This is a genomic window from Flavihumibacter profundi, assembly GCF_020076305.1.
GTDB classification, from domain to species: Bacteria; Bacteroidota; Bacteroidia; order Chitinophagales; family Chitinophagaceae; genus Flavihumibacter; species Flavihumibacter profundi.
In genome coordinates, this window is sequence record NZ_JAIQXE010000001.1 from 1,907,407 (window position 1) to 1,919,913 (window position 12,507).

Here is a 12,507-nt window from a genome sequence, read left to right on the forward strand (position 1 = left end):
TTAATAACACAAAGGATGACGGGAATTTATTTAATTGGCGGATTCAGCTTAAGTGTGTTAATATTCCTGAACAGGAATAAGTTTATAAATTACTTATTGGTGATTGCTTTCCTGTTTTTACAAATTGGTTTCACGATTTATGAATACCTGCATATCGATGAAACTGAACTGAATTACTTCAGCGCCGATTCACTGGGAATATTGCTGCTGGCTACCTTAACAATTATCAGCATTCCTGCTATGTACCACAGTTATGTATACCTTGGGAGTAAACAGGATAACCCAAGGCACACAGCCATATATTTCGGTGCCATGGTAGCATTACTAACAGCGATAAGCGCTGCTTACCTGTCCAACCACATTGCAGTTACCTGGATTTTTGTAGAACTTACCACACTAAGCGCTTCCGCCTTAATTTATCACCGCAGGAACAACAGGTCCCTTGAGGGAACCTGGAAATACGTTTTTGTTTGTGCCATCAGCATTACCCTGGTGTTTATCGGTATTTTATTTTTAAGCTTTACTTTACAGCAGGCAGGGACCGATGACCTCTCGTTTAGTAACCTTTTGAAAAATGCCACCGGGTTAAATGTATTCTGGTTAAGACTGGCATTCATATTCATTTTTACCGGGTTTACCGCAAAATTCGGACTGGTTCCGATGTACACGGCAGGAATTGATGCAAAAGACAAGGCGCCATCACCGGCAGGCGCTTTGATGTCAAGCGTTTTGATGAATGTGGGATTTGTAGGCATTTTTCGTTTTTATACCATCGTTTCACGTACTTCCATTCATAGCTGGGCCAATCATGTAATACTGATAGCAGCCATCCTGTCCATTTTCGTAGCTACTGTTTATATGACCAAAATGAAAAATATCAAACGCATGTTTGCTTACTCCAGTATCGAACATGCCGGTATCGTCATGCTGGGATTGGTAGCAGGTGGGGTTGGGTATTACGCTGCAGTTTTACACATAATAATACATGCCTTTATTAAATCAAGCTTATTCTTCCAGCAAGGGCAGATTTACCGCATCTATAAAAGCAAAAGTATTTATGATGTGGGCAATTATTTTAAATACAACCTTACCGGATCCGTTGTGATGCTGGTAGCTTTCTTTTTCGCAACGGCCATGCCGCCATCCGGACTATTCATTAGTGAATTCATGATCTTCCGTTCCTTATTCGATGCCAGCTACCTTTGGTTATTGATTATAGTTATGCTATTACTGACTGTAATCATCTGGGCATTTGCAAAAAATATCTTTAAATTATTGTTTTCTCCCCCGGTTGGATTTAATGAAGAAGGGATTGAAAGAATTAGTCCGGCTGAATCTTTGTCACAGTTTATTTTACTTGGTTTGTCTGTTTACCTGGGACTAAACCCGCCGCAGGAATTTGTTACACTAATACAGGAATCCATTAAAAACCTACCACATTAACATGAGCCATATCAGTATCAGTAATAATGAAACCATTCCCCTGTCATCCATCCCCGAGCTGGATTACCCGGCATTCCTGGAACAAAATATCCTTTCCCTGAAAAACAGTGCCGGCTCACACTGTGTGAACTATTATGGCATTCCCTGGAACGACAATGTCAGGTTAATCTGCTGTATTGCCAATGATGAATTAAGCTCCATCAACATTTCATCAGCTTTGGTGGAAACAGGTAAACCATTTAACACATTCTCCAAACAGAATCCAGCATTTGAAAAATTTGAACGGGAGATCCACGAAAATTTTGGCATTCAATATACAGACCACCCCTGGTTAAAACCAGTCCGTTACCCTTTTAACAGGTATAATAAAAACGAAAATATTACTGACTACCCATTTTTTTCAATCGACAGTGAAGAGCTGCATGAAGTTGGTGTTGGACCAATACATGCAGGCATCATTGAGCCGGGACATTTCCGTTTTATATGCAATGGTGAGCAAATCCTTCATCTCGAAATCCAGTTGGGCTACCAGCACAGGGGAATAGAACAATTATTTATAGAAAAGAAGAAATTACTGCAACGCGCTACCCTGGCTGAAAACATAGCAGGTGATTCTGTCGCCGGCCACACAGTCGCTTTTACAAACCTGTGGGAAAGTATGTGTAATTACCAGCCGGGGAGGGACTTGCAATTATCCAGGACACTGGCTTTGGAACTCGAGCGGATTGCTGTACACACAGGAAATTTAAGCGCCATGTGTACTGATATAGCTTATCAACTGGGTAGTGCTGTTTATGGCAGGCTGAGGACACCAATCATAAATTTCTTCCAGCGATGGTGCGGTAACCGGCTGGCAAAAGGATTAATCCGTGCAGGGAAAACCAATTTCCCTCTTACCAATGAACTGGCTGCTGAATTAACAACTTTATTGAATGCATACGAACGGGACTTTGAAGAAATCTCAGAGGAATTATTCAATTTGCCCAGCGCTTTGGCAAGATTTGAAAAAACCGGGGTCTTAACCAGGGAACAGGCGGAAAATTTAGGCACAGTAGGTATCTCAGCCCGGATGAGTGCCCTTGAAAGAGATATCCGCTATTCACATCCCCATGATTTATACCGGGAATTAAACCATCAGTTACTGCTAAAAAATCATGGTGATGTTCATTCAAGGGCCCGCTTACGGAAAAGGGAGATCGATCAGTCGATAGCCTATATCCGAACGCTTATTCAATCAATTCCAGGTGCCGGCACCCAAAGCGTTCAATTAGCAAGTCCAAGTCCAAATAGTTTTACCCTCTCCCTTGTTGAAGGCTGGAGAGGGGAAATTTGTCACGCTGCTGTTACCGGGGAAAACGGGGAACTTATCCATTATAAAATAAAAGATCCTTCCTTTCATAACTGGATGGGATTAGCCCTGGCCGTGAGGAATAATGAAATTTCTGATTTCCCGATTTGTAATAAAAGTTTTGACCTCTCCTATTGCGGTCATGACCTGTAACTAAAAATGAGGAATTAACATGTTAGATAACCTGAAAATACTTTTTCACCAGGGTAAACAATACATCCCGGATATTACCACCGCGGAATTACCCGGCATATTCAGGGGCAGGCCGGAAATCAGCACAGAAAAAGTCAATGAAGCTGAATTAGTGGACATATGCCCTACCAATGCAATAACCGCAGGCCCGGTGTGTATTGATTTAGGAAAATGTACTTTTTGCGGGGAATGTTCATTTTCATTTCCCAATAAAATCCAATTTTCCCGTGATTATAAAATCTCGGCCAATGAACGCAGCAAACTGATCATCCGGGAAGGCATCAATGAACCGGTTGAACTGAATCCTGCAGTAATAAGAAAAGAAATTTCAGACTATTTCAGCGGTTCCCTGAAGTTAAGGCAGGTGTCAGCCGGTGGGGATAATAGTTGTGAAATGGAATTGAATGCCTGCGGTAATGTGAATTTTGATATGGGCCGTTTCGGGATAGAATTTGTCGCCTCCCCCAGGCATGCCGACGGAATTGTAATAACTGGCCCCATTACCGAAAATATGGCCCAGCCACTGCAAATTTGTTATGATGCTATACCGGAACCCAAAATAATTATCCTGGCCGGTGTTGATGCCATCAGTGGAGGGATATTTGAAGGAAGCCCTGCATTAAACAGAAGTTTTTTGTCTGCCTATACCATTGACCTGTATGTTCCAGGCAATCCTGTCCACCCACTCACTTTCATTAATGGCGTGCTTGAACTGATCAAAAAAAGAAACTGAGTTGAATTTAAACAAAATACCAAATTATTTAGCATTTCTCCTACCTTTACCGGCACTATCATTGCCAACATGTACCTCAATTGCAAAACCTATTTCAGCCTTCGATACGGCACTTTCAACACCGAAGAACTGGTCAAAACTGCCGTAGAAATGGGAATTGGCGCACTGGCCCTCACCAATATCAACAATACCAGTGACGCCTGGGACTTTTACCAGCATTGCAACACATATTGCGTAAAACCTATACTGGGCGTGGAAATAAGGAATGAAGAAAAAACCTGTTATATCCTGCTTGCGGTTAACGGGAACGGATTCGCCTGGATTAATGAATTTTTATCTACCCACCTGCAACAACAGGTACCCTTCCCCGAAACCGCAAGTGGCAACCCATTTTTTAATGACCCCTCCGATGGATTTGTTATTTATCCTTTCACAGCAACACCTCCGGACAACTTATTGGAAAATGAATATATCGGGCTTCAAATGGCCCATATTACTAAATTATTTAGCTATCCGGTGGCTGCTTTCCGTCATAAACTTGTAGTACTGCACCCGGTAAGTTTCCAGGATAAAAAGCATTTCAATGCCCACCGGTTACTCCGCGCCATCGAACACAACACACTCCTGTCTAAACTCAGCAAATCCCAGCAGGGCGATGCCGGAGAAGTATTTGTGCCACCCGCAAAGATCCTTGAATCATTTGCTCAGTATCCCTTCATTATCACCAATACTTACAGGCTCATGGAAGCAGTACAACTGGACATGGACCTGCACACCGACAAGAACAAAAAAAACCTGAGTGCGACGCTTGAAGATGATAAAATTTTCCTGGCCAAACTGGCTACAGACGGGTGTATGAACCGCTACGGCAAACGCAACAGGGTTGCCCAGGAAAGGGTTAAAAAAGAACTGGCTATAATTGACCAGTTAGGATTTAACGCTTATTTCCTGATTACCTGGGATATTATCCGCTATGCGCAAAGCCGGGGCTATTATTACGTGGGCAGGGGCAGCGGCGCCAATTCCATCGTTGCCTATTGCCTGCAGATAACCGATGTTGACCCGATTGAGCTGGACCTCTATTTTGAACGGTTTCTAAACCCATACCGAACATCCCCACCAGATTTTGATATCGATTTTTCCTGGCTGGACCGCGATGATGTTATAGATTATGTGTTTAAGCGCTATGGCAAAAAACAGGTGGCACTTCTTGGCATGGTCACCACTTTCCAATACAACGCATTAATCCGCGAACTGGGAAAAGTTTTCGGGTTACCAAAGGCGGAAATCGACCAGCTTGCGGTGAAAGGTTATTATTCCCGCAACAGCAAATTCGAACCCAATAAAGCGGAAGACCAGATCCAGCGGCTCATATTGCAATACGGCAAACTATTGGTGAATTTCCCAAACCACCTCAGCATCCATCCGGGTGGCATGCTCATCAGTGAAGCGCCAATTTACCAGTACGCTGCAGTTTATATGCCGCCCAAGGGTTTTCCCACTACCCAGATCGATATGTTCGTGGCCGAAAATATTGGCCTGTACAAACTGGATATACTCAGTCAGCGCGGGCTCGGGCATATCAAAGAAGCGCTTAGGCTTATCCGGGAAAACCAGCAGGTGAGTGTCAATATCCATGATATCGAGTATTTTAAAAAAGATAAAAAAGTTAAAGACCAGATCCGGAACGTTGACACCATCGGGTGTTTTTATATTGAGAGTCCGGCGATGCGACAGTTATTGAAAAAACTGGAATGCGATGATTACCTGACCCTGGTTGCTGCCAGTTCCATAATTCGTCCGGGTGTTGCCAGCAGCGGTATGATGAAAGCCTATATCGAGCGCTACCATAAACCCGATTCTTTCGAATATATCCACCCCGTGATGAAAGAACTGCTGCAGGAAACATACGGGGTAATGGTGTACCAGGAAGATGTGATCAAAGTGGCACATCATTTTGCCGGCCTCGATATGGGGGAAGCCGATATCCTGCGCCGGGCAATGAGCGGCAAATACAGGGGTAGCAAAGAGATGGACCGTATCCGGGAAAAATTCTTTGTAAACTGCCGGGAAAGAGGTTATGAGGATGCTATAAGTAAAGAAGTATGGCGACAGATAGAAAGCTTTGGAGGCTATAGTTTTTCAAAAGCACATTCCGCTTCCTTTGCGGTTGAAAGTTACCAGAGCCTGTTTTTGAAAACCTATTACCCCAAAGAATTCATGGTGGCAGTGATTAATAATTTCGGTGGATTTTACCGCACGGAATTGTATTTCTATGAATTGCATAAAACCGGTGCATGTATTCACCCACCCTGTATTAATAATAGCGACTGGCTAACCAATATTAAGGGAAATGATGTTTATACCGGCTTCGTTCACCTGAAATCACTGGAACGTACAGCCGCAGATAAACTGGTAGAGGAAAGAAAGAAAAATGGCCCCTACCTGCATTTGCAGGACCTGATCGAAAGGACAGCGTTGGGAAAGGAAAGCCTGAATATACTGATCAGGATTAATGCCCTTGCTTTTACCGGGAAACCAAAGAAAGAGTTACTATGGGAGGCAAATTTCCTGCAGTCGCACCAGCAACAAAAAGTCCCGCCAGAACCCCGACTATTCCGGGAACCACCCCTTAGTTTTTCTTTACCTGAATTGCCGGTTTACCCACTGGAAGACCTGTATGACCAAATGGAATTAATGGATTTCCCTTTACACAGCCCTTTTCCCATGGCTGACGATGATCCGGCGAAATATACTGCGGCGGCTGATATGCACTGCTACCTGGGACAGAATATTACCATGATGGGTTACCTGATCACTTATAAGCCGGTACGCACCATTAAAGGTGATACGATGTGCTTCGGCACTTTTATAGACGCTTCCCTGAACTGGATCGACACCATTCATTTCCCGGATAGCCTTTCCCGTTACCCCCTGAATGGCAATGGATTTTACAGGCTCACCGGCAAAGTGGTACAGGATTTTGGCGTGTACAACCTTGAAGTGCAGCAGCAAAAGAAAATCGGTTTAAAAAAAAGGACTGAAGAAATGAGTTATGCTGGCTAACCCCGACAGACATATTGCCCACTTCGACCTGGATGCTTTTTTTGTATCGGTAGAATGCCTGAAAAACCCGGTACTTAAGGGCAAGCCGCTAATTGTTGGCGGATCCGGCGACCGGGGTGTTGTTGCAGCATGCAGCTACGAAGCAAGGCAATTTGGCATCCACAGTGCCATGCCCATGAAACTGGCCCGGCGGCTTTGCCCCCATGCCCTTATCATCAGTGGCGATATGGAAGACTATAGCAAATATTCCAGACTTGTTACCGAGATCATTGCCGAAAAAGTACCCATTTTTGAAAAATCATCCATTGATGAGTTTTATATCGACCTCAGTGGTATGGATAAATATTTTGGGTGCCGGCTCTTTACCACTGAACTCAAAAAAACAATCACCAGGGAAAGTGGGTTACCCATCAGCTGGGCATTAGCGAGTAATAAGCTGGTCAGCAAAGTAGCTACCAATGAAGTAAAGCCGAATGGCCAAATGGAAATCCCCTTCGGAGGGGAAAAATATTTCCTGGCTCCACTTCATATCGGAAAGATTCCCGGCATCGGAAAAGAAACATCTGCCTTACTGGAAAAGATGGGTGTAGAAACCGTACGCACGCTAAGTGAAATACCTGTTGTTATGCTCCACAATTTATTAGGCAAAACCGGTATAGAATTATCAAGGCGGGCTAATGGCATTGATGAAACACCGGTTGTCCCTTACCGCGAGCAGAAGTCCATTTCAACAGAACAAACCTTTCCTTCCGATACTATTGATATGCATTTCCTGCAATCGCAACTGGTCAGAATGACGGAAAGCATTGCTTTTGAACTGAGAAAGCAAAACAAGCTGACCGGTTGTGTTACAGTAAAACTTCGATATGCAAATTTTGATACGGTCACAAAGCAATGCAGTATAGCTTATGCAGCTGCAGACCATATACTGTTATCAACCGCCCGGTCACTTTTTGAGCAATTATATGATCGGCGGATGCTTGTCCGGTTGCTGGGCATCCGGTTCACACACCTCATACCCGGCAATTACCAGATCAGCCTTTTTGATGATACACAGGAAATGATCAGGCTATACCAGGCCATCGACAGTGTTAAGATCCGTTTCGGGGAATCAAAGCTAAAGCGTGCCGGTGGAGCCTGATGCCTTAACCTTCAGGTTCATCCAGCCGATAGACACAAAAAGGCAAATAGCAGCGCCCAGTAAAAATTCATTGGTCCGTGGAATAGATACATAAAACATAGCGGTAATCCCCTGGGCCATTAAAGTTAATTCAGTCAATAAAATACCTGCAATAAATAATACCACCGAAACAGGCAACTGGTCCTTCCTGAGGGGAAAATTATTATGCTGCATCAACCAGCCTATCGCAAAGAGGGAAACGAATCCCAGTAAAACCAGGTGAAGGTAACCAATCACCACAGGCCTGTAAGCAAACGCATAAGGGCTGAGGGCCGGGATTACCGATAAAGCCTGAAGGGTAAACTTTATAGTCAGAGCGGTCAGGGATAGCATCCAGATAGCCTTAACTGCACTGGAACCAATAGCTGAACGTGTAACAGGATATACATGGATGGCAATTCGCAAAAAAGCTATCATCTGAACAGCTGCAGCAATGCAGGCCGTTGCATACATCCAGCCCGGCAGTTGCATCCATAAAGCCGATAAAAAAAAGGCGGGAATTGTAGCCAGTGCCAGGTACAATAAGGGCTTCTGCAATTCCTGGTGCATCTCCAATGGCATAAGGTGTAAAAAAAGGGCAATGATGGCAAAGAAAAACCAGCCATTATACTGGAAGTGCAGGTAGAAATAAACTGACCCGAAATACAGATCGGGGTGATTCACTTTATTGGCCATTAACCAGGCCAGGAAGAAGGTACCCACTGCAGAAATCACCAGGAATACCAGCGACCATTTTGTAGCCAACCTGATCATTGGGCTGATTTCCCCGATCATGCTATCCTTCCAGTATAAAACCGCAAACCACCAGCCCAGGAAAACAGAGATAGTTGAAAAACAGATAGATACAGGACCATATCCCTGGAATGGGAAACTGCAGAACATACCGTATGCAGATAAAAAATTAAATAACAACAGCCGGTCATATTTCGGGGCCAGGTTATCCGGCAATTTGCCCACCAGTGCGGCCATCAGGAAAAGGCTGACCCATCCTGCAAAAGCAAAATGCGAATGGGCATGCAACATAAATTTGAAATTCAGCCAGGGAATTGAAATCAGGATTTTTAATCGTAGTAAAACGCCAGCAGCAGAAACCAGGAAGAAATTGAATAAAGCCAGCCTGCACCACTTTTGTCCGGTTGCATTCATGAGCATACTTTGTCACAAATCAACCAAATCCATGCCCGGCTAAAGATGATTGAAATCAGGTTTAATAAAAAACTTTACCCCTTTGTATTTTCAGGGAGCCTCTTTCGTGCAGGTGCCTGATGGTCCTGATTACCGTTTCCACCCTTAATCCCGTCATATCAGCCAATTGCTGCCTGGTTAAATGGAGTTTGCACAAGCTATTACCGATTCCACCCCTTGTCCTTTTATAATAATTGAGCATGGTGGAAATCCTTTGCTCGGGGTTATTATACGCTAATTCGCGAAGTGTCTGGAACTTAAAGCGCAATCGCGATACCAATAACTTTGTGAAGCTGAAATGGATATCAAAACTGGATTTGATCATTTGAAGGAAACTTGATTTACACAAACGCAGTAATACACAGTCTTCATCAGCAATTGCTGTGGCTGCATATGGCTTGTCATCAAATAGGGGCAACTCGCCAAAACATTCCCCCGATTCTATCATTACCTGGATAAACTCCCGGCCTTCCTCATTAATATTTACCCACCTAACCCTTCCTTCAATTATTTGATAGTAAAAACTGGCATTAGTACCCTCAAGAAAAATAATCTCGCCTTTTGCCACCTTTTTATAAGTAGCTCCCCAAGTCAAAAGCACATCTTCAGGAACAATTGGTTCAGCAATCATTGGTATTATTTTATGTTCCAAAATTAACCAAACTTGTTACCTGGCAAATGACGGCGATAAGTCCTAAAGATGAATATGAACAGGCACCTTACATGAGTAAAATCAATTAGCCCTATGATAATGATCAGTCTGGCAAACCTTCTGCCAATTTATGCGCAGAATCATATTTGCTCTTTCGGCGTCGGTTTAATCTTGTACCAGTAAATTCATCAAAACTCCTATTATGAAAAAGTTTTTATTGCTGGCAGGTATGGTTTCCTTAATATATGCCTGCGGAGGCGGTAACAAGGAAGAGAAAAAAGAGACCCCGGCTACAGCGGAAAGCACAGAAAGCGCACCTGCTGCCCCTGCCGATGAAAAAGGGATCGGCAAATTCACAAAAGTTGATTTGGGTGATAAACTGGATGCCGGTATGGCCCAGGCCGGGAAAGGCATTTTTGATATAAAATGCTCTGCCTGCCATAAACTAACCGAAGAAAAACTGGTTGGTCCGGGTTGGAAAAATGTTACCCAGAGGCGTAAGCCGGAATGGATCATGAATTTCGTTACCAACGTTGATGAAATGCTGAGCAAAGACCCAAAAGCCCAGGCCCAGCTTGAAATTTGCCTGGTGAGGATGCCCAACCAAAACCTCACCGATGATGACGCCCGCCATATTCTGGAATTCATGAGAATGAATGACGGAGTTAAATAAAGAAGCCCTAAAACAATCAATATATGACCCATATTTTAAAACAACCGATTCTCTTGCTGGCCGTATTGCTGGGTATCAGCTTTCAGTCCTGCAAGCCCAAAAGCACCACATCAGCCGTTAGCGGCGATGCAGCTGTAAAAGCCTATGTACCACCTGGCAAATACGACGAATTCTACAATTTCCTCTCAGGTGGATTCAGTGGACAAATGAGTGTGTACGGATTGCCCTCCGGCCGGCTTTTCAGGGTTATCCCGGTATTCTCTGTTGACCCGGAAAAAGGCTATGGTTACAGTGAAGAGACAAAACCCATGCTGAATACATCCCATGGTTTCATTCCCTGGGACGACCTTCACCATACTGAGCTGTCACAAACCAACGGAGAAATTGATGGTCGTTGGATTTTCGGTAACGCGAATAACACGCCAAGGGTAGCCAGGATTGACCTGACTACATTCCGTACCGCCGAAATCATTGAATTGCCAAACAGTGCAGGAAACCACTCCTCTCCCTTTACTACAGAAAATTCAGAATATGTAGTAGCAGGAACCCGTTTTAGCGTACCGGTAGATTATGTTAACGGCGATGTGCCCATTAACACCTATAAGAAGAATTTCAAAGGCACGCTCAGCTTTATCAGCGTAAGCAAGGAAGGCGCAATGGATATTGCATTTCAGTTGCTGTTACCCGGTGTAAACTTTGACCTTAGTCATTCCGGGAAAGGCCCCAGCAGTGGTTGGTTTTTCTTCAGCTGTTACAATAGTGAACAAGCCAATACACTTTTGGAAGTAAACGCTTCACAAAGGGATAAGGACTTTATCCTGGCAGTTAACTGGAAAAAAGCCGAAGAGTACCTGAAAGCAGGCAAAGGCGTAAAACAAAAAGTACGCTATGCACATAACACCTATGATGAAAATACCCACAGCGCGAAAAGTGAAATCAGGGAAGAAGTAACTGTACTTGATGCCGTTGCGCTTAAGGATATTTGTTATTTGATCCCTTGTCCGAAGTCGCCGCACGGTTGCGACGTAGACCCAACCGGTGAATACATTGTTGGTAGTGGAAAACTTGCCGCACTGATTCCTGTTTTCGCTTTCTCAAAACTCCAGAAAGCCATTGCTGATAAAACTTACGAAGGTGAATATGAAGGTATCCCTGTAATTAAGTATGAAGCCGCATTATACGGTGAAGTTAAGAAACCGGGATTAGGCCCATTGCACACAGAATTTGATGGAAAAGGAAATGCCTACACCTCATTCTTTGTGTCATCTGAAATCGTAAAATGGAATATCAAGGATCTTAAGGTACTGGACCGCGCACCTACTTTCTATTCAATCGGCCACCTTTGCATCCCTGGCGGTGATACAAGAAAACCAAATCCAAAATATGTGATTGGTTATAATAAAATCACCAAAGACCGCTACCTGCCAACTGGCCCTGAACTATCCCAGAGTGCACAGATCTATGACATCAGCGGCGACAAAATGCAGTTGATCAACGACTTCCCGACAATAGGGGAACCACACTACGCACAGGCAGTAGCTGCAGACCTGCTTATGAAAAATTCCAGGAAGATCTATAAGATAGAAGAAAACAAAAATCCTTACGTTTCCAAAGGTGAGAAAGAAACCAAAGTGGTGCGGGAAGGCAATAAAGTACATGTTTACATGACTGCAATCCGCTCCCACTTCTCTCCTGATAATATTGAAGGCGTTACAATGGGAGATGAAGTCTATTTCCATGTTACCAACCTGGAACAGGATTGGGATGTTCCCCATGGATTCGCTGTAAAAGGAGCACCTACTGCAGAATTGCTGATCATGCCTGGTGAAACCCAGACCCTGAAATGGGTTCCTGAAAAAACCGGTATTTACCCGATATATTGTACCGATTTCTGTAGTGCATTGCACCAGGAAATGCAGGGATATGTAAGGGTAAGTCCAAAAGGCTCTAATGTTCCAATAACTTTCAGCCTGGGTACAAACACTGCTGCTCCGGAAGCGACCGATAAAAAAGCTGCTCAATAAAATCAAGAACC

The 12,507-nt window shown here is 43.9% G+C and carries 9 protein-coding genes; 7 read left to right on the top strand and 2 right to left on the bottom strand.

What is annotated here, in order from left to right; translation table 11 throughout:
* Window positions 1-15 precede the first annotated feature (15 nt).
* The 5 genes from LAQ65_RS08240 to dinB all read left to right on the top strand — a co-directional run bounded on the left by LAQ65_RS08240 (window position 16) and on the right by dinB (window position 7,923).
* Window positions 16-1,443 carry a proton-conducting transporter transmembrane domain-containing protein gene (locus LAQ65_RS08240; RefSeq protein ID WP_224116472.1) on the top strand — a complete coding sequence of 476 codons (1,428 nt, stop codon included), beginning with the start codon at window positions 16-18 and terminating at the stop codon, window positions 1,441-1,443.
* A gap of 1 nt (window position 1,444) precedes the next feature.
* Window positions 1,445-2,944 carry a hydrogenase large subunit gene (locus tag LAQ65_RS08245; protein ID WP_224116473.1) on the top strand — a complete coding sequence of 500 codons (1,500 nt, stop codon included), beginning with the start codon at window positions 1,445-1,447 and terminating at the stop codon, window positions 2,942-2,944.
* A gap of 19 nt (window positions 2,945-2,963) precedes the next feature.
* A complete protein-coding gene (locus tag LAQ65_RS08250) occupies window positions 2,964-3,716 on the top strand; it encodes an NADH-quinone oxidoreductase subunit B family protein (protein WP_224116474.1) in 753 nt (250 codons plus the stop codon).
* Window positions 3,717-3,785: 69 nt separating this feature from the next.
* On the top strand, window positions 3,786-6,782 hold the full coding sequence (locus tag LAQ65_RS08255; RefSeq protein WP_224116475.1) for a DNA polymerase III subunit alpha: 2,997 nt from the start codon (window positions 3,786-3,788) through the stop codon (window positions 6,780-6,782).
* Window positions 6,772-7,923, top strand: coding sequence for a DNA polymerase IV (gene dinB, locus LAQ65_RS08260; RefSeq protein WP_224116476.1), 1,152 nt, complete (start codon window positions 6,772-6,774; stop codon window positions 7,921-7,923). Before LAQ65_RS08255 ends, dinB begins: the two co-directional genes overlap by 11 nt.
* Here dinB and LAQ65_RS08265 read toward each other — a convergent pair.
* Window positions 7,900-9,108 (bottom strand): hypothetical protein, encoded by a 1,209-nt coding sequence (locus LAQ65_RS08265; RefSeq protein ID WP_224116477.1) that lies wholly within the window; start codon window positions 9,106-9,108, stop codon window positions 7,900-7,902. The two genes, dinB and LAQ65_RS08265, sit on opposite strands and share 24 nt — an antisense overlap.
* 61 nt (window positions 9,109-9,169) lie before the next feature.
* Entirely contained in the window at window positions 9,170-9,778 is a 609-nt protein-coding gene (locus tag LAQ65_RS08270) for a Crp/Fnr family transcriptional regulator (protein WP_224116478.1), read from the bottom strand.
* 223 nt (window positions 9,779-10,001) lie between these two features.
* Between LAQ65_RS08270 and LAQ65_RS08275 the strand changes: the two genes are divergently transcribed.
* Both LAQ65_RS08275 and nosZ read left to right on the top strand, forming a co-directional pair.
* Window positions 10,002-10,472: a c-type cytochrome gene (locus LAQ65_RS08275; protein ID WP_224116479.1), complete on the top strand. Its 471-nt coding sequence runs from the start codon at window positions 10,002-10,004 to the stop codon at window positions 10,470-10,472.
* A gap of 23 nt (window positions 10,473-10,495) precedes the next feature.
* Complete coding sequence (gene nosZ, locus LAQ65_RS08280) at window positions 10,496-12,496, top strand: Sec-dependent nitrous-oxide reductase (protein WP_224116480.1); 2,001 nt, start codon at window positions 10,496-10,498, stop codon at window positions 12,494-12,496.
* The last annotated feature ends 11 nt before the right edge of the window (window positions 12,497-12,507 follow it).

Bases quoted from the DNA above. Each gene is read 5' to 3' on its own strand.
- dinB (WP_224116476.1), top strand. From the start codon at position 6,772: ATGCTGGCTAACCCCGACAGACATATTGCCCACTTCGACCTGGATGCT.
- LAQ65_RS08270 (WP_224116478.1), bottom strand. From the start codon at position 9,778: ATGATTGCTGAACCAATTGTTCCTGAAGATGTGCTTTTGACTTGGGGA.
- LAQ65_RS08240 (WP_224116472.1), top strand. From the start codon at position 16: ATGACGGGAATTTATTTAATTGGCGGATTCAGCTTAAGTGTGTTAATA.
- nosZ (WP_224116480.1), top strand. From the start codon at position 10,496: ATGACCCATATTTTAAAACAACCGATTCTCTTGCTGGCCGTATTGCTG.
- LAQ65_RS08250 (WP_224116474.1), top strand. From the start codon at position 2,964: ATGTTAGATAACCTGAAAATACTTTTTCACCAGGGTAAACAATACATC.
- LAQ65_RS08275 (WP_224116479.1), top strand. From the start codon at position 10,002: ATGAAAAAGTTTTTATTGCTGGCAGGTATGGTTTCCTTAATATATGCC.
- LAQ65_RS08245 (WP_224116473.1), top strand. From the start codon at position 1,445: ATGAGCCATATCAGTATCAGTAATAATGAAACCATTCCCCTGTCATCC.
- LAQ65_RS08255 (WP_224116475.1), top strand. From the start codon at position 3,786: ATGTACCTCAATTGCAAAACCTATTTCAGCCTTCGATACGGCACTTTC.
- LAQ65_RS08265 (WP_224116477.1), bottom strand. From the start codon at position 9,108: ATGAATGCAACCGGACAAAAGTGGTGCAGGCTGGCTTTATTCAATTTC.